This is a genomic window from Streptomyces sp. NBC_01689, assembly GCF_036250675.1.
GTDB lineage: Bacteria > Actinomycetota > Actinomycetes > Streptomycetales > Streptomycetaceae > Streptomyces.
Genome location: NZ_CP109592.1, coordinates 9,067,171 through 9,091,186, shown reverse-complemented (window position 1 = coordinate 9,091,186; position 24,016 = coordinate 9,067,171). Strand labels below are relative to the sequence as shown.

General features: G+C 71.0%; 20 protein-coding genes. 12 read left to right on the top strand and 8 right to left on the bottom strand.

The window, feature by feature from the left end:
• Nucleotides 1–27: 27 nt before the first annotated feature.
• Nucleotides 28–2,442, bottom strand: a complete 2,415-nt coding sequence (locus OG776_RS38890; RefSeq protein WP_148009852.1) for a glycoside hydrolase family 32 protein — start codon at nt 2,440–2,442, stop codon at nt 28–30.
• A 492-nt stretch (nt 2,443–2,934) separates the two neighbouring features.
• Between OG776_RS38890 and OG776_RS38885 the strand changes: the two genes are divergently transcribed.
• The 4 genes from OG776_RS38885 (at nt 2,935) to OG776_RS38870 (ending at nt 7,005) form a co-directional block, all read left to right on the top strand.
• Nucleotides 2,935–3,933 carry a substrate-binding domain-containing protein gene (locus OG776_RS38885; protein ID WP_148009531.1) on the top strand — a complete coding sequence of 333 codons (999 nt, stop codon included), beginning with the start codon at nt 2,935–2,937 and terminating at the stop codon, nt 3,931–3,933.
• A gap of 6 nt (nt 3,934–3,939) precedes the next feature.
• Nucleotides 3,940–4,932: an ABC transporter permease gene (locus OG776_RS38880; RefSeq protein ID WP_148009532.1), complete on the top strand. Its 993-nt coding sequence runs from the start codon at nt 3,940–3,942 to the stop codon at nt 4,930–4,932.
• 137 nt (nt 4,933–5,069) lie between these two features.
• Nucleotides 5,070–5,879, top strand: coding sequence for an ATP-binding cassette domain-containing protein (locus OG776_RS38875; protein ID WP_329323430.1), 810 nt, complete (start codon nt 5,070–5,072; stop codon nt 5,877–5,879).
• 97 nt (nt 5,880–5,976) lie between these two features.
• Nucleotides 5,977–7,005 carry a LacI family DNA-binding transcriptional regulator gene (locus OG776_RS38870; protein WP_148009534.1) on the top strand — a complete coding sequence of 343 codons (1,029 nt, stop codon included), beginning with the start codon at nt 5,977–5,979 and terminating at the stop codon, nt 7,003–7,005.
• A 164-nt stretch (nt 7,006–7,169) separates the two neighbouring features.
• Here the strand turns inward: OG776_RS38870 and OG776_RS38865 are convergent, their stop codons facing one another.
• Together OG776_RS38865 and OG776_RS38860 are read right to left on the bottom strand one after the other, a co-directional pair.
• Nucleotides 7,170–7,718 (bottom strand): CGNR zinc finger domain-containing protein, encoded by a 549-nt coding sequence (locus OG776_RS38865; protein ID WP_148009535.1) that lies wholly within the window; start codon nt 7,716–7,718, stop codon nt 7,170–7,172.
• A gap of 116 nt (nt 7,719–7,834) precedes the next feature.
• Nucleotides 7,835–7,999 (bottom strand): hypothetical protein, encoded by a 165-nt coding sequence (locus OG776_RS38860; RefSeq protein ID WP_187285638.1) that lies wholly within the window; start codon nt 7,997–7,999, stop codon nt 7,835–7,837.
• 75 nt (nt 8,000–8,074) lie between these two features.
• On the opposite strand from OG776_RS38860, the gene OG776_RS38855 reads away from it, so the two are divergent.
• Nucleotides 8,075–8,479, top strand: a complete 405-nt coding sequence (locus tag OG776_RS38855; protein ID WP_148009536.1) for a VOC family protein — start codon at nt 8,075–8,077, stop codon at nt 8,477–8,479.
• A 79-nt stretch (nt 8,480–8,558) separates the two neighbouring features.
• Here the strand turns inward: OG776_RS38855 and OG776_RS38850 are convergent, their stop codons facing one another.
• Both OG776_RS38850 and OG776_RS38845 read right to left on the bottom strand, forming a co-directional pair.
• Nucleotides 8,559–9,002 carry a protein-tyrosine phosphatase family protein gene (locus OG776_RS38850; protein ID WP_148009537.1) on the bottom strand — a complete coding sequence of 148 codons (444 nt, stop codon included), beginning with the start codon at nt 9,000–9,002 and terminating at the stop codon, nt 8,559–8,561.
• Nucleotides 9,003–9,147: 145 nt separating this feature from the next.
• Nucleotides 9,148–9,852: a hypothetical protein gene (locus OG776_RS38845; protein ID WP_222723793.1), complete on the bottom strand. Its 705-nt coding sequence runs from the start codon at nt 9,850–9,852 to the stop codon at nt 9,148–9,150.
• A 430-nt stretch (nt 9,853–10,282) separates the two neighbouring features.
• On the opposite strand from OG776_RS38845, the gene OG776_RS38840 reads away from it, so the two are divergent.
• From OG776_RS38840 to OG776_RS38830, 3 genes are all read left to right on the top strand, one after another.
• Nucleotides 10,283–11,488: a glycosyltransferase gene (locus tag OG776_RS38840; RefSeq protein ID WP_148009538.1), complete on the top strand. Its 1,206-nt coding sequence runs from the start codon at nt 10,283–10,285 to the stop codon at nt 11,486–11,488.
• Nucleotides 11,489–11,697: 209 nt separating this feature from the next.
• Complete coding sequence (locus tag OG776_RS38835; RefSeq protein ID WP_148009539.1) at nt 11,698–12,084, top strand: signal peptidase I; 387 nt, start codon at nt 11,698–11,700, stop codon at nt 12,082–12,084.
• A gap of 170 nt (nt 12,085–12,254) precedes the next feature.
• Entirely contained in the window at nt 12,255–12,956 is a 702-nt protein-coding gene (locus OG776_RS38830) for a hypothetical protein (RefSeq protein WP_148009540.1), read from the top strand.
• Nucleotides 12,957–13,192: 236 nt separating this feature from the next.
• Here OG776_RS38830 and OG776_RS38825 read toward each other — a convergent pair whose 3' ends face one another.
• On the bottom strand, nt 13,193–13,897 hold the full coding sequence (locus OG776_RS38825) for a type 1 glutamine amidotransferase domain-containing protein (protein WP_329323429.1): 705 nt from the start codon (nt 13,895–13,897) through the stop codon (nt 13,193–13,195).
• Between the two features lie 132 nt (nt 13,898–14,029).
• On the opposite strand from OG776_RS38825, the gene OG776_RS38820 reads away from it, so the two are divergent.
• The gene (locus tag OG776_RS38820) at nt 14,030–14,938 is read left to right on the top strand and encodes a LysR family transcriptional regulator (RefSeq protein WP_148009542.1); all 909 of its coding nucleotides are present in this window, start codon (nt 14,030–14,032) and stop codon (nt 14,936–14,938) included.
• A 92-nt stretch (nt 14,939–15,030) separates the two neighbouring features.
• Here OG776_RS38820 and OG776_RS38815 read toward each other — a convergent pair whose 3' ends face one another.
• Nucleotides 15,031–16,362: a phosphatase PAP2 family protein gene (locus OG776_RS38815; protein WP_329323427.1), complete on the bottom strand. Its 1,332-nt coding sequence runs from the start codon at nt 16,360–16,362 to the stop codon at nt 15,031–15,033.
• A 281-nt stretch (nt 16,363–16,643) separates the two neighbouring features.
• Here OG776_RS38815 and OG776_RS38810 point away from each other — a divergent pair, with 281 nt between their 5' ends.
• The 3 genes from OG776_RS38810 (at nt 16,644) to OG776_RS38800 (ending at nt 19,430) form a co-directional block, all read left to right on the top strand.
• On the top strand, nt 16,644–17,015 hold the full coding sequence (locus OG776_RS38810) for a hypothetical protein (RefSeq protein ID WP_329323425.1): 372 nt from the start codon (nt 16,644–16,646) through the stop codon (nt 17,013–17,015).
• A gap of 393 nt (nt 17,016–17,408) precedes the next feature.
• Nucleotides 17,409–18,158, top strand: coding sequence for a class I SAM-dependent methyltransferase (locus tag OG776_RS38805; RefSeq protein WP_329323424.1), 750 nt, complete (start codon nt 17,409–17,411; stop codon nt 18,156–18,158).
• A 228-nt stretch (nt 18,159–18,386) separates the two neighbouring features.
• Nucleotides 18,387–19,430 carry a helix-turn-helix domain-containing protein gene (locus OG776_RS38800; RefSeq protein WP_329323423.1) on the top strand — a complete coding sequence of 348 codons (1,044 nt, stop codon included), beginning with the start codon at nt 18,387–18,389 and terminating at the stop codon, nt 19,428–19,430.
• Nucleotides 19,431–19,518: 88 nt separating this feature from the next.
• Here OG776_RS38800 and OG776_RS38795 read toward each other — a convergent pair whose 3' ends face one another.
• Entirely contained in the window at nt 19,519–23,778 is a 4,260-nt protein-coding gene (locus OG776_RS38795; protein WP_329323422.1) for a carboxypeptidase regulatory-like domain-containing protein, read from the bottom strand.
• Nucleotides 23,779–24,016: the final 238 nt, after the last annotated feature.

The following is a 24,016-nucleotide window of genomic DNA, read 5'->3' as shown; positions in this document are numbered from 1 at the left end:
CCGGAACCGGCCTCCCGCCACGCGGTCTCAACCGACGGCCAGATTCTGGACCACCATGCCGGCCGCGAAGCCGTTCACGCCGAACACTCCGTCCGTGTAGGTGTCGTCCGTCGCGTCGATGACCGGATCGGCGCCGTCGCCGAGCCAGACGCGGATGCGGCTGCCGGTCGTCTGCACCTTCAGATGGTAGGTACGCCCTTCGACGACGGTCGTCCTGAAGGTCGCGATGTCACGCCCGGGGCGCCACAGCTTCACCACGCCGCTGGTGTCGATGTTCGCGGTGTAGCCCGCTCCGTCGGGATCGGCTCGGAAGGTGAGCCCCGCGGCGGTGCCGTTGGTGACGGTCAGGTCACCCTGGTAGGTGAAGTCTGTGCCCGTGCGGTCGCTGAGACAGAAGGCGTCCTGGGCGCTGCGCCCGTGCAGCCCGTCCGGTTCGACGGTCCAGGTGCCGCCGCGCTGGGCCCATCGCGTCGCGGCGAACGTCACGAAGCCCCCGGATCCGGTGTTGAGATTCTGCACCGTGGCCGTGCCGTTGTAGACGTTGGCCCCGAACACCCCGCTCGGGTAGGTGTCGTCGGTCGCGTCGATGACCGGATCGGCACCGTTGTCGAGCCAGACGCGGATGCGGCTGCCGGTCGTCTGCACCTTCAGATGGTGGGTGCTGCCCGCCGCGACGGGCGTGGCGTAGGTCGCGATGTCCTTGCCGGGGCGCCACAGTTTGACCACGCCGCTGGTGTCGATGTTCGCGGTGTAGCCCACGCCCGCCGCGTTCGCGCGGAAGGTGAGTCCGCCGGCCCGCGCGGAGTCGAGAGTGATGTCGCCCTGGTATACGGCGTCCCCCGCGCTGCCGGCGCTCAGGTAGAAGGCGTCACCGGAGGCGGAGACCCGTTTGCCGCCGCTCGTGTCGCTCCAGGCGCCGCCGGAGGCGTGCCAGGGGCCCTTCAGATTGCTCAGCAGCGTCGACTGTGCCGTGCCCCAGCTGGTGTTCAGGCGGGTGAAGGTCGCGCTGTCAAGCGTCACCTTCCCGCCCGCCGTGAAGAGCCCGATGCCTTGGCTGTCCGCCGAGGAGTCGAAGGAGGCGTTGTCGGACAGGGAGTACAGTCCGCCGTCGGCGAAGATCTCGAGCTGTCCCCGGTCCACGAGGATGCGCATCGTGACCTTGCCGTTCCTCGGCCTGAGCGGTTTGCCCTGCAGCGTCTGCGCCTTGGTGTCGTAGACGACCCTCCGGTCGGCGCTGCCGTCCGAGCGCAGGTGGAGGTCGAAGCCGAACTGGGTGGCCGTGGCGCCGTTGACGTCGAATTGCGCGGTCAGTTCGTAGGTGTCGGCTTTGACGTCGGCCAGGAGGTTGCCCTTCTTGGCCGCATCGAGGGTCCGGTTCTTCCAGGTACGGCTGTCGGAGGCCAGGGACTCCAGCTCGGCGACCGGGGTCCGCGTGACGCGCGGACCGTCGGGTGTGGTCACCAGGGCGAGGGCCGCCGGGAACGTGGCGTTGCCGGTCCAGGTGCTGCCGTAGTTGCCGCCCTGCCAGGCCATCTGCACCGTGCGGCCGTCCGGCGTGCCGGTGAACGTCTCGGCGGCGTAGAAGCTGCCTCCCGCGTACGTGGTACCGAGGTCCATCTGCTGGGGCTGGGTCCAGTCTGTGGTGAACGTCCTGCCGTCGAAGGAACCGACCACGTACTGGCTGGACGCGGACGTCAGCACCCATTTCTGCCGCCCGGCCCTGCCGTCCAGGTCGAGCGGGTACAGGTCGGGGCACTCGAACAGCCAGGGGGCCGCGAAGCGGCTGGCGAACGTCCAGTCCAGAAGGTTCGGCGAGGTGTAGATGTTCACCCCGTTGCCGCCCTGGGAGGACCACACCACCATGGTCCAACGGTGTCTGGCAGCGTCCCAGAACACCTTCGGGTCGCGGCTCTCGGCGGGGATGTCGATGACCTTGCGTCCTTTGTCGTACGCCTGGAACGTCCGCCCGTTGTCGTTGCTGTAGTAGACGCTCACACCGTCGGTGTTGGAGAACACCACGATGGGGTCGAGGGAGCCGGTCCTGAGGCCGGAGGTGTCGTCCTTGTCGACGACACCGCCACCGGAGAAGAGTGTGCCCGGATGCACCCCCGGTTCGAGCGCCATCGGCTTCTGCGTCCAGTGGACCAGGTCGGGGCTGGTGGCATGGCCCCAGTGCATGGTGTCCCAGGCCAGTCCGTGCGGGTTGTGCTGGTAGAAGAAGTGGTACAGCCCGTTGGCGTAGACGAGACCGTTGGGGTCGTTCATCCAGCCGGCCTGCGAGCTGAAGTGGAACTGCCCCCGGTACGGCTCGCTGTAGGTGGTCGGCGGATAGGGGAACTCCGGATAGTCCTGCACTGTCCCGGCGACGGCGGGTGTGCTCGGCAGGATCGCGGCCAGGGCCACGACCAGGGTGACGAGCAGGGCCCTGGCTCTTCGACGCATGTGAACCCACTCTCCGAACTTCGAGGGATCATGTCATCGTTGACACTGTCATCGCTGACAGTCGGTCGATGTCCGATGATGGGACCCCGGGCATGGCCAGTCAACGCCGCGGACGCGTCGGATCCGCTGACGTTTCGGACCGCCGGCGTGGCGGGCAGAACTCAGGACGCATCGCCGATGGGTCTCCAACTCAGCGATTCACAGGCGCACTTGATGATCCCCTTTCCACGGGATAACACATCTGATCGCGCGACGAAGTGGACCCCGGAGACCAACGGCGCCTACCTGCACAGGTGTTGTGATTGCCAGATGACTGACGTCATCTCAACATTGCTCGTGTGCGCGGCATTGACTCGCCCACAAGGGACGTCCATCATCCTCCGCAGCGAATGTCATCGTTGACATGTGTCAACGATGGCACCCCCGCCCGCACCCCCAGCACCCCCGAAAGCCGCGCGGATCAACAGTTCTGTCTGCCCGTAGGAGTCGTTCATGTTTCCCAGAACCCGTCCGGCCCTTTCCGTCGGAGTCGCCTGCCTCGCCCTGTCCCTGACGGCCTGCGGGTCCGGCTCAGGCGGCGGCTCCTCGTCCGGCGACGCCAAGGTCGGACTGATCACCAAGACGGACACCAACCCCTACTTCGTGAAGATGCGCGAGGGGGCCGAGCAGGCCGCGAAGTCCGCGCACGTCGATCTGTCCACGGCGGCCGGCAAGTTCGACGGTGACAACGCCAGTCAGGTCACCGCGCTGGAGAACATGGTCGCGTCGGGGGTCAAGGGCGTGCTGATCACCCCGAACGACTCGAAGGCCATCGTGCCCGCGATCGCCAAGGCCCGCGCCAAGGGTGTGCTGGTGATCGCCCTCGACACCCCGCCCGAGCCGCAGAGCGCCGCCGACGCGCTCTTCGCCACGGACAACGTGAAGGCGGGCGAGTTGATCGGCGCGTACGCCAAGGCGGCCATGAAGGGCAAGGCCGCGAAGATCGCCACGCTGGACCTCGCCCCGGGCATCTCGGTCGGCGTGCAGCGCCACGACGGCTTCGCGAAGGGCTTCGGTATCGGTGCGACCGATCCGTCCATCGTCTGCTCCCAGGACACCGGCGGCGACCAGGCCAAGGGCCAGACCGCCATGGAGAACTGCCTGCAGAAGGCGCCCGACATCAACCTCGTCTACACCATCAACGAGCCCGCCGCCCTCGGGGCGTACACCGCGCTCAAGGCCAAGGGCCGTGAGAAGGACGTCATGATCGTCTCGATCGACGGCGGGTGCACGGGCGTCCAGGCGGTCAAGGACGGCAAGATCGCCGCCACGTCGCAGCAGTACCCCCTGAAGATGGCCTCGGACGGCGTCAAGGCGATCGTCTCCTACGCCAAGGGCGGCAAGAAGGCGTCGGGTTACACCGACACCGGGGTGCAGCTCATCACCGACAAGGCACAGACCGGCATCGAGGCCAAGGACACCGGCTTCGGTCTGCAGAACTGCTGGGGCTGATCCCCCATGGCCGTCTCCACCTCGCTCGCCGCGGGCAAGGACCCGCTCACCCTGCGCAGACTGCTCACGACGCCCGTCGCCGGTCCGTTCGCGGCCCTGGTGCTCGCGTCGGTGTTCTTCTCCGTCGGCACCGACCGGTTCCTGTCCGGCGGAAACTTCTCGCTCATCCTCCAGCAGGTGATGGTCGTCGGCACGCTCGCGATCGGGCAGACGCTGATCATCCTGACCGCCGGGATCGACCTGTCGTGCGGTGCCGTCATGGCCTTCGGCAGCATCCTGATGGCAAGGCTGGCCGTTCATCAGGGGTGGCCGCCGCTGCTCGCGGTGCTGGCGGGACTGCTCGTCTGCGGAGCGTTCGGACTGCTCAACGGACTGCTCGTACAGGCCGTGCCCCTGCCCCCGTTCATCGTCACCCTCGGCATGCTGAACGTGGCGTTCGCCCTCACCCACCTCTACTCCGAGGAGCAGACGGTGACCGGGCTGCCGGGAACGCTCACCGCTCTCGGCCGCACCTTCCCGCTGGGCAGGACGGACGTGACCTACGGGTCGCTGGTCACCGTGGCGCTGTTCCTCGGTTTCGCGTACGCGCTCGGCAGCACCTCCTGGGGCCGTCATGTGTACGCCCTGGGGAACAGTTCCGAGAGCGCTCGGCTCAGCGGCATCCGGGTCGGGCGGCTGACCGTGAGCGTGTACGTCGTCGCCGGACTCGTCTACGGCATCGCCGCGCTGCTGCTCGTGTCGCGCACCGGAGTGGGTGACCCGCAGGCCGGCCAGACCGACAACCTGGACAGCATCACCGCGGTCGTCCTGGGCGGCACGAGTCTCTTCGGCGGACGGGGTACGGTCCTGGGCACGTTCGTCGGTGTGCTCATCGTCGGCGTCTTCCGCAACGGGCTCCAGCTGATGGGGGTTTCCTCCGTCTACCAGACGCTGGTCACCGGCGTCCTGGTGATCCTGGCCGTGACCGTCGATCAGCTGTCTCGGAAGGGGACACGATGAGCGGGTCCGAAGCCTCCGAAGAGCCGGCGCTCCCCTCCGGGACGCCCAGGTCGACGACGAAGGACGGTGGGACACCGGCGCCGCTCCCCCACAGCCGCGACGGCGGGGGGAGTCCGCCGGAAGCAGCGCCGCCGCCGGTGCTCAGCGCGCGCGGGCTGGTCAAGCGCTACGGCCATGTCACCGCCATCGACGGCGCCGACTTCGACCTGATGCCCGGCGAGGTGCTCGCCGTCATCGGCGACAACGGTGCCGGCAAGACGAGCCTGATCAAGGCTCTCACCGGCGCGCTGGTCCCGGACGCGGGCGAGATCCGCCTCGGCGGCGAGCCGATCCGCTTCGGAGGACCGCAGGACGCCAGGGCCCGGGGCATCGAGACCGTGTACCAGGACCTGGCGGTCGCCCCGTCCATGGACATCGCGTCGAACATGTTCCTCGGCCGCGAGATCCGCCGTCCCGGCGTGCTCGGCTCGGTCTTCCGGCTCCTCGACAAGCGGGCCATGCGGGAGCAGGCCGCCGCGCACCTGGCGGCGCTGAAGGTGGGCATCGGCTCGCTCACCCAGCCGGTGGAAACCTTGTCCGGCGGTCAGCGCCAGGCCGTCGCGGTGGCCCGCGCGGCGGCCTGGGCACGCAGCGTGGTGGTGATGGACGAGCCGACCGCCGCGCTCGGGGTCAAGGAGTCCGGTCAGGTACTCGACCTGATCCGCCGCATCCGTGACAGCGGCGTGCCGGTGATTCTCATCAGCCACAACATGCCGCACGTCTTCGAGATCGCCGACCGCGTCCACGTCCACCGGCTGGGCCGCCGAGCCGCGGTGATCAAACCGTCGGACTACACCATGGCGGAGGTGGTCGCCATCATGACGGGGGCGCTGAACGTGTCCGCCGACGGGGGTACGGTCGTCGCGGACAGTGACGCCGCCTCCGCGGCCGGGGTCCGGCCGAGCTGATCCCGGCGGGGCTGCGGTCGCACCCGGGGGGAGGTCCGGTCGAGCCGGCCCACGGATCCGGCGTCCCCGGGAACACGGCCCAGAGGACAGGGAGTTCATGACACCGACCCGCAGACCAACGCTCGCCGACGTCGCCCGCGAGGTCGGGGTCAGTGCCAAGACGGTCTCCCGAGTGCTCAACGAGGACGGCCCCAGCTCGGCCGAGACGCGCAGACGGGTCCTGGAAGCCGTGGACAGACTCGGCTTCCAGCCCAATCTGATGGCCCGCTCCATCCGGACCGGAGGCCCGGACACCACCGTGGGACTGGTCATACCCGACGTCGGGAACCCGTTCTTCGGGGCGGTCGCGGGCGGTATCGAGGACGCGCTGCACACCAGCGGCCTGACTCTGCTGATGGGCTCGTCGGACGACGACCCGGAGCGGGAACAGGCGCTCATCGACACGTTCCTGGCGCGCCGGGTGAGCGTGCTGATGGTCGCGCCCGCCGTGGGCGCCGAGCACTCCCGGCTGCGGCCGCACCGGTCGGCGGGCATGCCCGTCGTCTTCCTCGACCGGCCGGGCACCGGTCTGACGACGGACACGGTGGTCAGCACCAACCGCTCCGGCACCCGCGAGGGCGTGGCCCATCTGATCGCGGGCGGCCATCGGCGGATCGGGTTCGTCGGCGACACACCGGCTCGGCTCTACACGCGTCGCGAGCGGCTCGCCGGATACCGCGAGGCGCTCGCCGAAGCGGGCCTTCCCCACGATCGCGCCCTGGTCGCCGACGCACACGATCCCCGGACCGCGGCCGAGGCGACCGCCCGGCTGCTCGACCTGGCCGACCCGCCGACGGCCCTGCTGTCGGGCAACAACAACATGACACTCGGCGTCCTGAGTCAGCTGGCCCGCGGCGGACGCAAGGACGTCGCTGTCGTCGCCTTCGACGACGTCCCGATCGCGTCCCTGCTCGAACCGGCGCTCACCGTCGTGGCCCAGGACCCGGAGGCCGTGGGCTCGACCGCGGGAGCGATCGCGCTGAGGCGTCTGGCGGGAGACCGCTCGCGGGCCCGCACCGTCACCGTGGAGACCCGCCTGATCCGACGTGGTTCCGGTGAACTCCGCCCGGTCGCAAGCGCGGAGTGAACTCCCGGCCGACGTGTTCCCCGGGGACCGTTGGAGTCGGTCCGCCCCGACGCGCGGCCCCGGCGGTCCGGGCCCGACCGGGTCCGGACCGAGCCGTCGCCCAGGTCGGACCGTCGGCGTACCACCCGGCACGGTGTGCCGTGGGTGCCGCCAGGACCGGCGCGTCAGTTCTGCGCGCTGCGTTGACGCGCCCGGTAGGCGGCGGACTTGACCCGGCTTCCGCAGGTCTTCATGGCGCACCACTCCCTGCGGTGACCGCGTGAGTGGTCGAGGTAGACCTGGGTGCACTCGGGCCGGGCGCACTCGCGCAGCAGTGTCGCCTCGTCGCCCCCGAGGATCTCGACCGCCTCGCGCGCGAGGCCCGCGAGCCCCTGGGAGGCCGACCCGGTGTGACTCACGCCGTCCTTGCCGAGCTGGACTTCCACGGGCATGCCGGCCGCTCGCCGGTTCAGCGCGGCGACCGCCGCCGCGGGGAGTTCCTCGCCCGCCAGACGCAGGAAGACCAACTCGTAGATCAACTCACGCAGTTCCACCGCTGCTTCGAGGTCCGCCTCGTTCGCGTCGGGAGCCGCGTCGAGCATCCCGGACTCGACGAACCACGCGTCGAGCAGCTCGGGAGAGGCAAGCTTCTCCGTGGGCACCGTGTTGCGCCGCGCGCGCAGGGTGCCGACGAAGTCGAGGGGAAGCGTTCCGCAGGGAAAGGCATGGTTCACGTCACCATATTGACCGGTGACAGCCAATTGCGCAACGCCCCCGGCCGCACCCGCGACCCACCGGCACCACATGACCACACCGAGTGCTGCGACGCACACGCTGAGTTAAGTCTCCGTCACCGTCCGTCACCGCATGCCGCTGACGGCTCGGCCCGCTCGCGGCCGTGCCTGGCCTGCTCTCCCGCGGCCTGGTCGTCGGAGACCCCTTGGGCGGGTGTCAGCGGCCTGCGCTCGGCACGGCCCTCGACGCCGTGCGCGGCACTGCTTAAGATCGCGGGCACGGCATCGCGTGTCGGTCACCGACCGGGTGAGGCATGGAGGTGCCCGTGAGACTGCCTTGCGGAGGCATTCCACAGATGTCCGTCGAGTTGAATCACACCATCATCCACGCCCGGGACAACCGGGAGTCGGCCGAGTTCCTGGCGCGTGTCCTGGGGCTCGAGGTCGGGACCGAGTGGGGCCCGTTCCTTCCCGTGGCCACCGACAACGGGGTCGCCCTCGACTTCGCCACCGTCCCGGCGGGGTCGATCGTCCCGCAGCACTACGCGTTCCTCATCTCCGACGAGGAGTTCGACGCCTCCTTCGCGCGTATCCGGCAGGCCGGGATCACGTACTACGCCGATCCGCGCCTGAAGCAGCCCGGAGAGATCAACCACCATCACGGTGGGCGGGGGCTGTACTTCATGGACCCGGCCGGACACGGCATGGAGATCATCACGCGGCCCTACGGAAGCCACGAACCGGCACCGACGGCCTCGTGACGCGGCGGTGGGCCGGGAATCCGTCCTGGCCCACCACTCCTCGGCGCGGTTCGCCGAGGCCTTCGTCCCTCCTCGGCGGCTACGAGGATGCCGCGGTCTCCGCGAAACGGAGGACGTAACGCTTCTGCCAAGGGGTCTCGACGGCACGGGCGTCGTAGTTCCGGCGGACGAAGTCCACCGCCTGGCCGGCGGGCACCCCGTCCAGAACGGCGAGGCAGGCGAGGGCCGTTCCCGTGCGACCGCGCCCGCCGGCGCACGCGATCTCGACACGTTCGGCACTCGCTCGGACCCAGGCCTCCGTCAGGACGGTCCGGGCTTCGGCACGGCTGTTCGGCAGCCGGAAGTCGGGCCACCGCAGCCACCGGGCCTCCCACGGCGTGCGGGGAGGCGGTCTGCCGAGGAGATACACGGCGTAGGCGGGAACCGGGCCGTCGGGAATCGGGTGTCGTAGCCCCCGCCCGCGTATCAGACGTCCGGAAGGGAGGCGCAGTACCCCCTTGCCGGCCTCCCAGGTCCCCGTCATGGACCCACCGTAGTCTCCGTGAGCGAGGAGCATCGCCCCGTCGGCGAATCCTCCTGGCCGACTTCGGCTTCGGGCTTGGCTTCGGCTTCGGCTTCGGCTTCGGCTTCGGCTTCGGCTTCGGCTTCGGCTTCGGCTTCGTGGAGCGTCAGCCCGCGACGGTGTTGTAGTTGACGATTCCCTCGACCATGAGGGCGACCGCACCGGACAACGGGCTGTCCACCCCCTTGGCCACCACATCGGGCAGGCGGTGCGCCTCCTTCTCGGTGACCGCCACCATGCCCCAGTACGCGTTGAAGCCCGAGGGATCCGCCGGTTTGTCGGTCGCGGCCGCGACGGTCACCAGGCCGCTCCCCTCGGCCAGGGCCAACGCGCCCATCTGCCGCAGGGTGTCGGGGTTCCGCTCCTCCGCGGCCACCACGCTCCAACCCGCCACATCCGTCCGGCGGAACGCGGCGAGCAGGCTGCCGGTGCTCCCCGCTCCGGAGACAACGATGTCGGGCAGGACGAGGGCCACCGGCCCGTGCGTCATCGGGAGAGCCGTGCGGATGGCGCCGTCGAGGTCAGGTTCGAACGACTGGTCCTGGTAGACGAAGACCATCTGGAACGTGTCGGCGTAGCGGGCGAGATAACTCACCGTGTCCAGCTTGTGGGCTCCGAAGACGACGACCAGGCGTACGTTGAGTCCGCTCTTGGCCAGTTCGACGACGGCTTCCAGGCTGCGGTCCAGCACGGTCACCCCGGGCGCCAGGCAGTGCAGCTCCTTCGAGTAGGGCGCACCGAACCGTGTGCCGAAACCGGCGCAGGGCAGGATGACCGAGACATCAGGGACGGGCACAGACGACCTACGCATCCAGTGGCTCTCAGGTTGTGTTGACGATCGGGAACCTTGTACGTCTCGCCGGGCACGGGTACGGGCGGCCACGGGCCGACGCGACACCGTCGGCCCGAAGGCACGCTGGCGCACACCGTAGCCACTGAGGACGGCTCCACGCGAGAGGGCGTCGATCGGGGTCGGCCACGAGGGACCCGCAGGATGCCTGGGGTGCGCGTTCCGGCCCAACTCCATGTTTTGGAGGTTCACTTGAAGATCGGGCTGGGCAAGATCCGGGGGTGCGCGGGGCTCGGCGTCCAGGTGTCCGGGTACCCCTGCCGCGCGGAACGGCGCGCGACATGAGTTGCGCCGGGCACACTTCAGGGCCGTCGCATCGCAGTCGGCGGGCCGCTCGACCGCCCGCCGGGCAGTCGCGTCGCAGGGAAGACAGGACGAAGGAGGTCGCGGAGTGCGGGTGTTGTTGTCCACGTACGGGACGCGCGGCGATGTCGAACCGCTGGTGGCACTCGCGGTGCGGCTACGGGCGCTCGGGGCCGAGGTCCGGATGTGCGCGCCGCCGGACGACGAGTTCGCGCAGCGGCTCGCGGGTCTCGGGATACGGCTGGTGCCGGTCGGTCCTCCGGTGCGTGCGCTGATGCGCGGCGCCGGCCTGCCGTCGGCGGCCGAACTCTCCCGGTACCGGACCGAGATGGTCGGCACACAGTTCGACGTCTTCCCCGCGGCGGCCGACGGATGTGACGTGCTGGTGGCGGCGGGCCTGGCGCAGATCGCCGCGCGGTCGGTCGCGGAGACCTCGGGCATCCGCTACGTGTACGTGAGCTATTCGGCGGTCAACCTGCCGTCACCGCATCATGCTCCCCCGCCACGCCCGGGTTGGCCGGAGCCCGACGCGAGTGACCACCGGACGCTGTGGGAGCTGGACGCCCGTCATGTGAACGAGCAGTTCGGCGAGCCGCTCAACGCCCACCGGGCGTCGATCGGTCTGCCGCCCGTCGACAACGTCCGCGACCACGTCGTCACCGACCGGCCCTGGCTGGCGGCGGACCCGGTCCTGGGACGGTGGCGGAAGGTCCCGGGTCTCGACGTGACCCAGACGGGCGCGTGGACGCTGCCGGACGAACGCCCACTCCCGGCCGACCTGGTGACGTTCCTGGACGGGGGCGAGCCGCCGGTCTACGTGGGCTTCGGAAGCATGCGCCCGTCGCCGGACATCGCCCGCTGGGCGGTCGAGGCGGCGCGCGCGCAGGGTCACCGCGTACTCGTCTCCCGAGGGTGGGCGGACCTCGACCTGGTCGACGACGAGGACGACTGCTTCGCCATCGGCGAGGTCAGCCATCAGCGTCTGTTCGGCAGGGTGGCCGCCGTAGTGCACCACGGCGGCGCGGGGACCACGCTCACGGCCGCACGGGCGGGGACGCCGCAAGTGGTGGTGCCTCTCCGGCTGGCGGACAACCCCTACTGGGCCGGCCGGGTGGCGGACCTCGGCATCGGCGCGGCGGTCGACACCGCGGCTCCGACGATGGACTGCCTGAGCGTCGCGTTCAAGACGGCCCTGGCACCCGGGACCCGGGCGCGCGCGAAGGCTCTGGGCGGCGAGATCCGTACCGACGGAGCGGCCACGGCCGCGGCCCTGCTGCTCGAAGCGGCCCGCTGACCGGCGTCGGCCCGGTCCGCCTACCGGTGACGCCCGCACCGGAGGCGCGCGGTGGGCCCGAGGGGGTGGCACCGACATGGCTCCGACCTCTCCGGGCCGAGACCGAGCCCCGGTAGGCGGACCCGCGACCGGGGCTCCGGCAGGGGAAGGGACGAACCGGCATCTGTCGCGGACCGTCGCTGATCCGGTGACTGCTAGCGTTCGGGCGCATGGAAGACGGCGTGTACGTGGGCAAGGCGGGCAAGGACGCGGCGCTGGACCGGGGATGGCTGCTCGGACACTTCAAGGAGCGGGACGACCCTCGCCACAGTCAGGCGGTGGAGGTCAAGTGGGGCGTCCACCCGCGGGGCGACGAGCGCGCCCGGTGGGTGGAGGGGGAAGTCCGTACGGCTCTTCTGGTTCTCATCAGTGGCAGGTTCCGTATGGAGTTCCCCGGCCGGAGCGTGCTGTTGGAGGAACAGGGCGACTATGTCGTCTGGGGCCGGGGGGTGGATCACTCCTGGTCCGCCGAGGAGGAGTCCGTCGTACTGACCGTGCGATGGCCTTCCGTGCCCGGATACGCCGTACCGCGGGAGGAAGGGCCGACGGTGTCGTAGGACCGGGTGCGGCCGTGCTCGCGCACCTCCGTGACCGACGGGCGGTCGGTCATGTCGGCGGCGCTGTCCCGGCCGGCGGTTGCCGCCGCGGGGAGGGAACCACGGCCTCGGGCCGGCTCGTGTCCTCGTACGGGCGAACGGTGGGACCGCGCGAGGCTCAGGGGGGCATCATGCAGATCATCGAAGTGACCGGGTATGCCGTCCGATCCGCCGTGATCACCATGAGACGGACGGGGACCCCTCTTGAATTCGTCATCTTCCCGATGCTGCATGTGGCTTCGCCGACGTTCTACTCCCAGGTCCGCATCAGACTGAGGGAGTGCGACCTCATAGTGCTCGAGGGAATCCGCGGGCGAGCGGCCGGGGTGAGTGCCCTGACGCTGGCCTACCGTTTCGCTCCGCGCCGGCGGCGCAACGGCCTCCAGGAGCAGCGCGACGATCTCCTGCTTCCCGAGGGTGTGCCGGTGATCAACCCTGATGTGACCGCGGCCGAGGCGATCGCGGACCTGAAGACACTGCCGCGGTGGATGTACGTGCTGCTCATGGTCGCGGCCCCGGTGATGGGGCTGGTGTTCGCGCTGCGCGGTCCGCGGGCGTTCCTCGACGAGGACCTGGCGGTCGAGGACCTGCCCTCGACGCTCCGGGCGGAGATGATGGCCGACGATCCCGTGGAGCACGCCATGACGGATAGACGCGACCGGCGACTGCTCGACGCGCTCGGCAGGATCGACGCGGAGCGCGGCGCGGAGCCGATCCGGGTGGCGGTCGTGTACGGGGCCGGTCATGTCCCGGCGATCGTGTCGGGGCTGTGGGACCGCCACGGGTACCGGCCGCGCGAAGCGGAGTGGCTGACGGTTCTCATCCCGGCGTAGGGGGGTCCAAGGGCTGTCCCCCGTGATCCCCGGCGGGCGGACACCGCCGAGGGCGAGCGTGCGTAGGGGCGAGCGCCCGTGGGGGGCGCCATGGTTCCGTCCCGACGAGCACGGCGCCCTCCGGTGTGACGGTGGGTGCCGCACACGCCGAGGCGGGAGCCACCGGACCGCGCGGACCCGCCGCGGCCTGCCACCGCGACGGGCCGGTCCGGTGCGGGGGTCCACGCTGGGTCGGGTCAGGCGTCCGCGAGGGCGGCGAGCACCTGCTGTGCGGTGCTGAGGCTGGACTGCGGATTCTGGCCGGTGATCAGGTTGCCGTCGACGATCACGGTGTCGGACCAGGGCGCGCCGGTCCTCAGCCGCGCGCCGCGTTCCGCGAGCCGGGTCTCGACCAGCCACGGCGCCTTCTCGCCGAGACCGCCCTGCTGCTCCTCGGCGTCGCTGAAGCCGGTGAGGGCGCGGCCGGTGAAGACGAACGAGCCGTCCGGGCGCTCGGCGCTGAGCAGGGCGGCGACACCGTGGCACAGAGCGGTGATGATCCCGCCGCGGCGGTCGGCGTCGGCGAGCAGGGTGCCGAGTTCGGCGCTGGCGGCCAGGTCGGCCATCGGGGCGTGGCCACCGGGCAGGTAGAGGACGGCGTAGTCGGCCGCGCGGACGGTGGCCAGGTCGAGCGGGGTGGCGAGGACCGCGTCGATCGACTCCAGGTACGTCCGGAAGGCGGCGGCGGCCTCGGGCTCGACGCCACCGCGCCCGTCCAGGGAGATCGCGTCGACGGTCGGGCGGGCGCCGCCGGGGGTCGCGATGTCCACCTGATGGCCGGCTTCGGTCAGCACCCGGTGCGAGGCGGCGACCTCCTCGGCCCAGAAGCCCGTCGGGTGTGCGGTGCCGTCGGCCAGGGTCAGGGTGTCGGAGGCCGAGATGATCATCAGGATCTTCGCCATGGGGAAGGGGCCTTGTCTCGTGCGGGGACGTGGCTGGGTGTACGTCCCTCGGTGGGTGAGGCCTCCAGCTTTCATCAGATGCCTGCTGCGATCACGCTCGGTCCATAAGTTCTCTTATGTATCGTGGCTTGCGTGACGGACCTTGATCTGCTGACGACGTTCCTGGAGATCTACCGCCGTGGCTCGCTGACCGCCGCCGCCACCGCTCGGGGAATCTCCCAGCCCGCCGTCAGCGGACAGCTCGCCCGGCTGGAGGACCAACTGGGCGATACGCTGTTCACCCGCTCGCGCAACGGCGCGGAACCCACCGACCGAGCCCACGAGTTCGCCCGTCGGATCGGCCCCCATCTGGACGGCCTGCGGCACGCGCTGGCCGAGGACACCGACGAACAGGACTGCCGGGGCACCGTACGAGTCGGCGCGGCGAGCGAGTTCACGGCGGTCCGCCTGCTCCCCACGCTCGCCCCCCTCACCCGCCGTGGACTGCGGTTGCGCGTCACCCTCGATGTCGCCGAGCCGCTCCTCGCGCGCCTCGCCGACGGCGAGCTGGACCTGGTGGTGTCCTCCGCCCGCCCCTCCGCGAAACTGCGCGGTCTGGCCGCGGTCCCCTTCGTGGACGAGGAGTTCCTGCTCGTGGGCACGCCGACCGCGGCCCGCTCCGTCGACCCGCGGCGACTCGCCGAGGACCCCGTCGCGGCCCTCGCCCACCTGCCTCTGGTCACGTACGCCGACGAACTGCCGATCATCCGCCGGTACTGGCGCAGCGAGTTCCAGCGACGCCCGCCCAACCCCGTCTCCGTCGTGGTGCCCGATCTGCGCGCCGTGCTCGCGGCCGTGATCGCCGACGCGGGTGTCTCGGTCCTCCCCCGCTACCTCGCCGAACCGGCCCTGCACGCGGGGTCCTTGGAACAGCTGCACCGGACCCAGGTACCGCCGCTCAACACCCTCTACCTGGTGACCCGCGCCGACCTCGGCGAGCCGGCGGTCCGAATCGTCCACCGCCGGCTCCTCGATCACGCCTCGGCCTGGGGACCCCTCTGAGCCCCGGCGGCAGGGCCACCGGCAACGGCCGCCGCACGGAGGTGGGGCGGCCGTCGTCGTCCATCCGGCCGGTCCGAGGGGGCGTCCCGCGGTCACACCTGCATGAGTTGCGGTTCCGGGCGCTGTGCCGGTGCGGCGGCTTCGGGATCCCAGGACCTGGTGGTCCGCAGGTAGCGGTGGATCACCGACCCCATGGCCAGCAGGAGCAGGGGCCCGAACACCCATGGATGCGCGGCCATCCGCATCGGCAGCCAGCGGTACGACACCAGGAGCGCCGCGAAGACCGTCACACCGTGGGCGACCAGCCCGGCGCCCGACCGGTCCCACCCACGGTCGAACGAGCGCATCGCCACCTCGACCGTGAGCGCGAACACCACACCGGCGACGAGATCCACTCCGTAGTGGTAGCCGAATCCCAGCGTCGCGCAGACCGTGGCGACCAGCCAGAACGTGCCCGCGTACCGCAGGATCCTGGGGCCCTTGCGGGAGTGCAGGAAGAGCGTGGTGGCCCACGCGGTGTGCAGGCTCGGCATGCAGTTGCGAGGGGTGATCGCGTCGAACGGGATCGGGTGCGGGACATCGACCGGCACGGGTGTGGCCGGCCACAGGTTGGCCACGGCCCAGTGCCCGCCGTCGGCGCCGTAGGCGAAGACCGGCCCGACCACCGGGAAGATCATGTAGATGGCCGGACCGAGCAGGCCTATGGCGAGGAAGGTGCGCACCAGATGGTGGCCCGGGAAGCGCCGCTCGACGCCCACGTTGCGCAGTTGGTAGAGCGCGACGATGGCCGCGGCGAGGGGGAGCTGGCCGTACACGGCGCCGAGCACATGGGTCCCGATCGGGCCGGTGGCCTCCACCAACCGGCCCACCACCCACGAGGGGTTGCCCAGTGCGTGGTCGGCCGTGGCCAAGTAGGGGTCGAGCACCGCCGGGCGCGTCTTCGAGGTGATCAGCAGCCAGGTGTCACCGGTCTTGTGACCCGCGATGAGCAGCAGGCCCAGCCCGGCACCCTTCAGCAGCAGCGCACGGTCCCGGCCGGTGCGGCGCGTGACGGCGATGACCGCACAGCCGAGAATCACCCACAACGCGCCGTTGCCGAAGTTCATGGGTGCGTCGATCGCCCATCGCACCACCCAGAAGACGAAATCGACGGCGACCGCGGCACCGGCCGCGACGAACCGCTGCCGCCAGGTGAGCACCACCATCATCAGTGCCATACCGGCGTACAGCAGCGGTCCGGAGTGGGGAGCGAACACCACTTCGCGCGCCTGGTTGGTGAGGGGTCCCGGTACGCCGTACCAGCGCGCGGTGATCTCCAGCGCGACGAGGAAACCGAAGGTCGCCACACCCGCCGTGGCCCACAGCACCGCCCGTGGTCTGTGCCGCACGACGAACGCAATTCTGCTCTGTATTCGCGAGAACATCCGCGAAGCTATAGAAATCAACGTATTTGGCCGATTTACTAGTTTCCGGTCACATGGCTCACTCCATCCTCGTGGCTGCATGGCAGGTTTCTGCCGAGGGCGGACGATCACGGCGATCAACGTGAGATCGGACATGTTATCGGAGGGGTGCACGTTTGTTCCGCTGGTCACCGGTACCACTGAGGCCGAGAAACACCGTGGCCGCCGGGGCCGCCCCGCCGGTATCGTCCGCTTCCCCGACCGACCGCTTCGACCGTCCCGCCCTGAAGAGAGCGATCCTCATGACCAGCCGGCCCCCGACGACGACCCTGTGGCGCCCGACCGGCCCGCTGGAGCTGGACCTCGTCCGCGGGACGAACTGGCGCGCGTGGCCGCCCCGTCTGCCCGAGCAGCCGATCTTCTACCCGGTCCTCAACGAGGAGTACGCGATCAAGATCGCGAGAGACTGGAACGTGCGGCACGACGGAGCCGGCTTCGTCACCCGTTTCGAGGTCGACTCGGAGTTCCTGCGCCGCTACCCCGTCCGGCAGGCCGGAGGGCGGACCATCCTCGAACTGTGGGTCCCGGCGGAGGACCTCCACGACTTCAATGCCCATGTCGTCGGGGCCATCGAACTGGTCCACGAGTTCCATGGAGAGACGCGGGCCCACTGACACACCCGCGGTGACCGGCCCCGCACCGGTCGCCGTGAGCGGGCGGTCGGCCCGCCGTGCCCCGGTCACCGATCGGGACCCCCGCGGGTCCGGGAGCGATCGAGGAACCGTGCCTCGCCCGCCCCCACTCGTCCGAAATGCGTTGGCCGCTCGCCCGTCACCCCGTGCCGAGGGGCGGGCCCTCGGAATCAGTCACCCCGGCCCGGCCGCGGAGAGGCCTTTCCCGGCGTCTGGCAGGGGTCACGGCGCCCGACGGGCCCGGGGGCGGAGGTGGCCGTCACGGGCTTCCTTCCCGTGGCCCCTGCCACGCCCCACGGCATCCGCCCACCCGCCCTGACCTGGCCTTTCGATGCACACGGCACTAAGCTCGCACTCTGCTGAAGGGGGCCCCGAATGGACCGGACCGTGCGCACGGTCGAGGATGTTCTGACACTTCTGGACGGACTGTTCGCCGGACAGGACGGCCCGTGGGCGACGGGTGACGGCGTGGGCTTCTGGGACCGCTTCTACGCCGACCGGTCGAAACCGGTCCCGTTCTTCGCGGCCAAACCCGACGAGAGCCTGGCCGCCCACGTCGAACGGGGCGTCGTCACCCCGGGGCGGGTCCTGGACCTCGGTTGCGGCCCGGGGCGCAATGCCGTGTTCCTCGCATCCCGGGGGTTCGAGGTGGATGCCGTCGACCTCTCTCCGACCGTGCTCTCCTGGGCCAGGGACCGGGCGCACGAGGCCGGGGTCGACGTCCGCTTCGTCCAGGGTGACGCGTTCCGGCTCGTCGGCACGGAGCTGACGGGTCCCTACGATCTGGTCGTGGACTCGGGGTGCTTCCACCACCTTCCCCCGCACCGCCGCGTCAGCCACCTGGCCCTGCTCGACCGCTTGTTGACCCCGGGCGGCCATCTCGCGCTCACCTGCTTCGCCGCGGGCGCGATGGGCTCGGAACTCTCCGACGCGGACCTGTATCGCGAACTCCGGTTGCAGGGCGGGCTCGCCTACACCCCGGAGTCGTTGCGCCGGATCTTCTCGGAACTCACCGAGGTCGAACTGCGCCGCATGCGCGACGAGTCACCCGAGTCGGACCTGTTCGGCGAGGCGTTCCTCTGGACGGCCCTGTTCCGTCGCGACGCGGCTACGGTTTCCGGCTGACGCCGGGGCCGCTGGATCCTGAGGGCTGTCCCGTAATCCCCGGCGGGCGCACGACGACAGCTGCGGCACCTCGCCGCGTCGTCGGATCGCCCGAATACACCCGGTATGAGGACGACCCTCCGCCTTGCGATGCACCGCATCTTCAAGGCAAGGCAATGACGACGGCCAATGATCGTCAGCCGTGTGATCATGAGGGTGTCGCAGGCTAGGTTGTGGTCGGAGGTGACCATGCTGGAGGTTCTCGGGCTGGACCAGCCTGCTGAGGCGTTATACATCATCCTGGTCGACAACCCACCCCTGTCCGTCGACGAGTTGTGCCGCCGAACCGGCATCGAGCCCGAGGTCGCCGTCGCGGCCCTGGTGCGACTGGAGGACGGTGGCCTGATATCCCGGCTCCCCGGCACTCCTCCCTGGTACACCGCGCTGCCCCCCGACCACGCCCTGGAAGTCCTCCTGCTCGCGCGCGAACGCGACATCCACCGGGTGCGGGCGCTGAGCGAGCGGCTGACGGAGCGGCACCGCGAGGCTCGTCGCAGCCGGGACTCGACGTCGCTGATCCAGGTGGTCACCGGACGCGACGGCGTCGCCCGCTGCGGGCAGCAACTGTTCAAACGGGCCGAGCGTGAGCTCCGCGGCATCGACGCGCCTCCCTACGCCCAGGCGAGCGACGGCGAACGTGTCAACTCCGCCACCGCCGTCGCCGGACGCAGTGTCCGCAGCCGCTTCATCCACGCTCGTGACACGCTCAGCATGCCCGGTGTCGTGGCACGGGTGGAGGACGACATCGCGGCGGGCGAAGAGGTCCGTTTCCTGCCCGAGGCCCCGATGAAGCTGATCATCGCGGACGACCAGGCGGCCCTGATCCCGCTGCTCGCCACGCCTCAGGTGCTGGACGCGTGCATTCTGGTCCACCCTTCCGCCCTGCTCGACGCGTTGTCCACTCTCTTCGAGTCGCTGTGGGAGCAGGCGCAGCCCTATCTGCCGGGGAAGCCGGCGTCGGTCGGTCCGAACGAGTTCGTCAGCGACGAGGAGCGGCGGATCATCTCCCTGTTGGCCATGGGGATGTCGGACGAGGCGATCGCCCGCCAACTGGGTATAGGACATCGCACGGTTCAGCGCCGGGTGCAGACACTGCTCGGCAGGCTGGGGGCGGCGAGCCGTTTCCAGGCGGGAGTGCTCGCGGCCAGTCGCGGCTGGTGGCAGCCGGATCACGAACAACGGCCGTCCGGACCCATGGCGTTGAGCGGCGGTCCTGGTCACGCCGGTTCGTGAGCCCGGTGCGCGGGACGCCCGTTGCCCGGCGGCGCGCGATGCGCTCCGCCGGGCAACGGTCCGGCCGGGTGCCCCGGCCGGACCCGTCTCATCTCGACGGCAGACGGAAGTCCGACGTGACCACTCCCCCCTTCACCAACCGGATCGACCGGGCCGCGGGCCGGTGCCCGTCGGCGGAGACGACCACCCGTACCGGGCCGTTCCTCACCGGCAACCAGGCGGAGTACGTGCCCTCCTGAGCGGTCGTCACCGTCAGCGCCGCGTCCGGGGCGTCGATGTCGACCGTGGCCCCGGCGAGCGGTTCCGCCTCGCCGGCGGGCGTCGTCCCCGTGACGGTCCCGGTCAGCCGTCCCCAGTCCGCCGGCGGTACCACCGTCATGGTCACCGGAAGCGACACCGCACCGTACGGGGTGTCCGTGTCGACGACGAGCGCGGCCCGGTGCGCGCCGGAGTCGGCGGCGGTCATCACCCCGGCGTCCAGGGTCAGCCGTATCCGGGCCGACCCGTGCGCCTTGACGGTGAGTTTCCCGGCCGATGCCGCGAGCCAGGGTACGTCGCCGTGCGCCTGGTCCCAGCCCGGCAGTTCACGTACGGCGGGCTGCGGCACACTGAAGGCGTCCATGCCGCCGACCGCGAACCAGCCGGGTGCCGACTGGGCGCCGAGCAGGGGTTCGGCCATGTTGGGAAGCGACGACCAGGTGTCGGTCGACGGGTCGTAGGCGTGCGCCTCGTTGGTCAGCGCGCCGGCGCTCACCTCGAAGCCTCCCGCCACCAGGAGCCGGCCGTCGGCCGCTGTCCCCGTGGCGCCCCAGAGGTCGGCCGGGGCGTCGGCCACCCGGTGCCAGGTCCCGCTCGCGCGGTCCAGGGCGTAGGTGTGCTCGGTGGCCCGTGGTGCGTGGCCGTCGGGTTCGTAGGCGCCGCCCGCGCAGTAGGCGACGCCGTCCGCGGCACCGCACACCGGGTACGAGATCGGCTCCGGGTAGGGCGCGCCCGCCGACCAGGCGTCGGTCGCCGGGTCGTAGACCTGGACGTCGGCCGTGCCGCAGTTGATCCGGTCGCAGCCGCCGATCACGTACAGCCGGTCACCGAGCACCACCGAGCCCGCGGCGCCGTAGGCCTTGGGCGCGTCCGCGATCTGCGACCACGTGTCGGTGGCGGGGTCGTAGACCTCGCCACCCGCGATGGGGGCGCCGGAGGCGTCACGGCCGCCGGTGACGTACAGCTTGCCGCGGATGAAGCCGTAGGCCGGGCCGAGCCTCTTGGTGGCCGGCGCGGTGAGCGCGCGCCAGGTCGCGGTGCCCGGGTCGTAGGCGGAGAAGGCACCGCTCCACCGGCCGCCGGGTGCCTCACCCAGTCCCGCGTACAGCGTGCCGTGGTCGACCGCCGCGAGTCCGGCGAAGGTCCCGGTCGGCAGGTCGGTCAGCGCGGACCACTCCTGCGCGGCCGGCGTACCTGTCCCGGAGGTCGGTGCGGCGGCGGTGCGCGGCAGCGAGTCCGGGGTGAGGGCGGCCTTGGTGTGCCGGGCCGGTACCCCGGCGGACGCCGTCGGGGTACCGCCGAGACCTTGCTCGCCGAGCGAGACGGTGGCCGGTGAGCCCCCGGTGTTGTGGACCGTGACCGTGACGTCCTTCCGGGCGCCCCACGGCACGTCGGCCGCCACCGCCGAGACGTCGTAACGGAGTTGGGCGGGGTGCAGGGTGAAGTCGGCCGGCGTGACCGTGTCCGGCCGGACCTTGACCGTCTCGCTGACCGGCGGGTAGCCGAAGCCCGGAAGTCCCGCGGTGAATCTCCGCGCACCCGTGCGCGAGGAGAACAGCCAGTACAGTCCGTCGCCGTGTGCCGGGTCGCCCGGAGCGGCCACCATGCGGCCGCTGTCGGCGGGCACGGCCGCGGCGGCGACGGTCGCGCCGAGGACGCCGTGGCCGGAGTTGGCGTCGTCGACCTGTCCGACCAGCAGGCCGCCGGGGCGGGTGACCAGGGTCGGGGTTCCGACCGTCACGTCGTCGATCTGCCAGATGCCGGTCAGGGAGCCGGTGAAGTGGAATCGGACGCGCACCGACTCCTTGCCCGCGTAGGCGGTCAGGGGCACCGTCTGGTGGGCCGGTCCTGCGACGATGTCGGTGTGGTGCCACAAGGTCGTCCAGGTCGCTCCGCCGTCGGTGCTCGCGTCCACGTCGGCGGTCAGGTCGCCGACCCGGTAGAGCGAGGGCAGCGAGGTGTCGAACTGCAGCTGTGGGGCTCGCTCGGCACTGAAATCGTAGGCGGGGCTGATGAGTTCGGTGTCCGCGGGGGCCCAGCCCAGGGCGAAGTCGTCCACCTCGGCGAACCGTCCGGTGCCGCCGGTCTGGTTGCCCCGGTTGAGCGGGTCGTCGAACTGCCAGCCGCCGGCCGCGGTGTGGTCGCGGACGGTCCATCCGTCGGGTGTGGCGGTGGTCGGGAAGGACTGCGACCCGCCGCCGTGGTAGGTCATCTCATAGCCGGGAGCCAGGGTTCCCGTGGTGTCGAGCGGCAGTGCCAGATCGGCGGTCCGCGGGGCGGAGCGCACCTGGACGGTGGTGTCGGCGGGGCGGTAGCCGGGGTAGAGCGCCGTGGCGCGCAGCGTGTAGGTGTGCCCCTCGGGGACACGGACCGTGTACCGGCCGGTCGCCGGGTCGGTGTGGAACGTGCCGGGCACGCCGTCGACCATGAGCCGGGCGTAGACGCCCCAGCCGTGCTGTCCGCCGTCACGGACGGTGCCGGACAGGGTCTGTGAGGGCAGCGCGGTGAGGGTCGCGTTCCTGGTCAGTGTGGTGCCGTCGGTCACGTGGACGGTGCCGAGGCCGGAGTCACGGTAACCGAAGGCGCTGATCGTCAGCCCGTACGCGTCGGCCGGTATGTCCAGTCGGTAGGCGCCCCGGGTGTCGGTGGTCGTCCGGTGGTCGCCGAGCGCGACGGTGGCGCCGGGCACCGGTCGGCCGGTGTCCGCGTCGGTGACGGAACCGGAGACGGTGCCGTGCGGGCCGGGGCGGAAGGCGGTCGTGCCGTCGGGTGTGCCCAGGCCGCTCGGTCCGTCGTAGCCGGGCTGCGCGGAGCAGGTGAAGGCGGGGGTGCACTCGGGGGTCGGTCCGTGGCCGCACACCGAGCGGTCGGCGCAGCTGGCGTCGTCGCCGCGGGTCACGTCGTGGAGGGCGCCGGGTGCCTGGTAGGGGTAGGCGGCCGGATACGTCCCGGAGACGGGGGTGCCGGCCAGCGCGTACACACCGGCGATGATCGGTGCGGAGGCGCTGGTGCCGCCGTAGACGTTCCAGCCGCCGTCCGAGAACGAGTTGTAGACCGCCACTCCGGTGGCCGGGTCGGCGACCGCGCTGACATCGGCGACCGAGCGGCCCGGGCAGTCCACGGCGGACTGGAAGGCGGGTTTGGGCTCGACCGCCGAGCAGCCGGATCCCGGGGCGCCCCAGTGCTGTTGGCCGTCGCCGTCGACGGTGGTGGTGTTCCACACCGATTCGTCCCAGCCGCGGGCGCTGCCGTCGCGGACCAGTGAGGTGCCACCCACCGCGGTGACGTACGGCGAGGAGGCCGGGTAGCTGGCGCCGTATCCGTTGTCACCCGAGCTGAACACGACGGCGACGCCCGGGTGGTTGAAGTAGGCCTCGTCGTAGGCCAGTTGCCCGCTGTCGTCGCTGTAACCGCCCCAGGAGTTGGAGACGTAGCGCGCGCCGAGGGACACCGCGGTGTTCTCGGCCGTGCCCAGGTCGTCGGAGGACGGGGAGTCCGCCTCGACCAGCAGGATGTGGGCGTCGGGCGCGATCGCGGAGACCATGTCGAGGTCGAGGGAGATCTCCCCCGCCCAGCCGTCGTCGGCGGTCGGGTAGGCGGTGGCGCCGTGCTCGTCGACCTTGCGGAAGCAGCCGTTCTCCGAGGTGCAGGCGGGCAGCCCGAACTGCTGTCGGTAGACCGCGAGATCGGCCTCGGCGCCGGGATTGTCGTAGGCGTCCACGACGGCGATCGTGGCCCCGGCCCCGCCGTCGGCCGGCAGCCCGTAGGCCGCGCGGAGGTCGGCCGGTGAGTAGCCGTCGGGGTCCGTCCGGCCCGCCGCGTCGCGGCGCAGGCCGAGGGTGGCGGGTACGTCGGTGCGGCGCAGGGCGAAGCAGGTGAAGGAGCCTGGGCGGGGGGCGCCGCAGGCGGGCTCGGCGGAGACGGCCGGTGCCGGGGAAGCGGACGGACGGGACGGCGAGGCCGAGGCGAAGGCCTGTCCGGGCAGCAGTGCCCCCAGGACGGCGAGGACGGCGGCGGCCACCGTGGCCGCGAGGGACCGTGGGCGGGACGGTCTGCGCCGTCCGGGACCGGCGGGCGAACTGTGCAGCAAGGACGTCTCCATGGGGTGACGGGGCGGGGCCCGGCATCGTGCGGAACGGGGGCGCTCGGCGGAAGTGACGTGTTGACCAGCACAAAAGTCCAACCATTCGTGTCGGCCGGTCAACGCGGACACCTGGCGGTTTGACGCCGTGTCGTATTCACGCCTTGGACACATTCCGCTGAACACGGCTTCGCGGGGGGCGTATTGCGTCCGCTCAACGGACGGACGGAATCGCGCATTCCCTGTG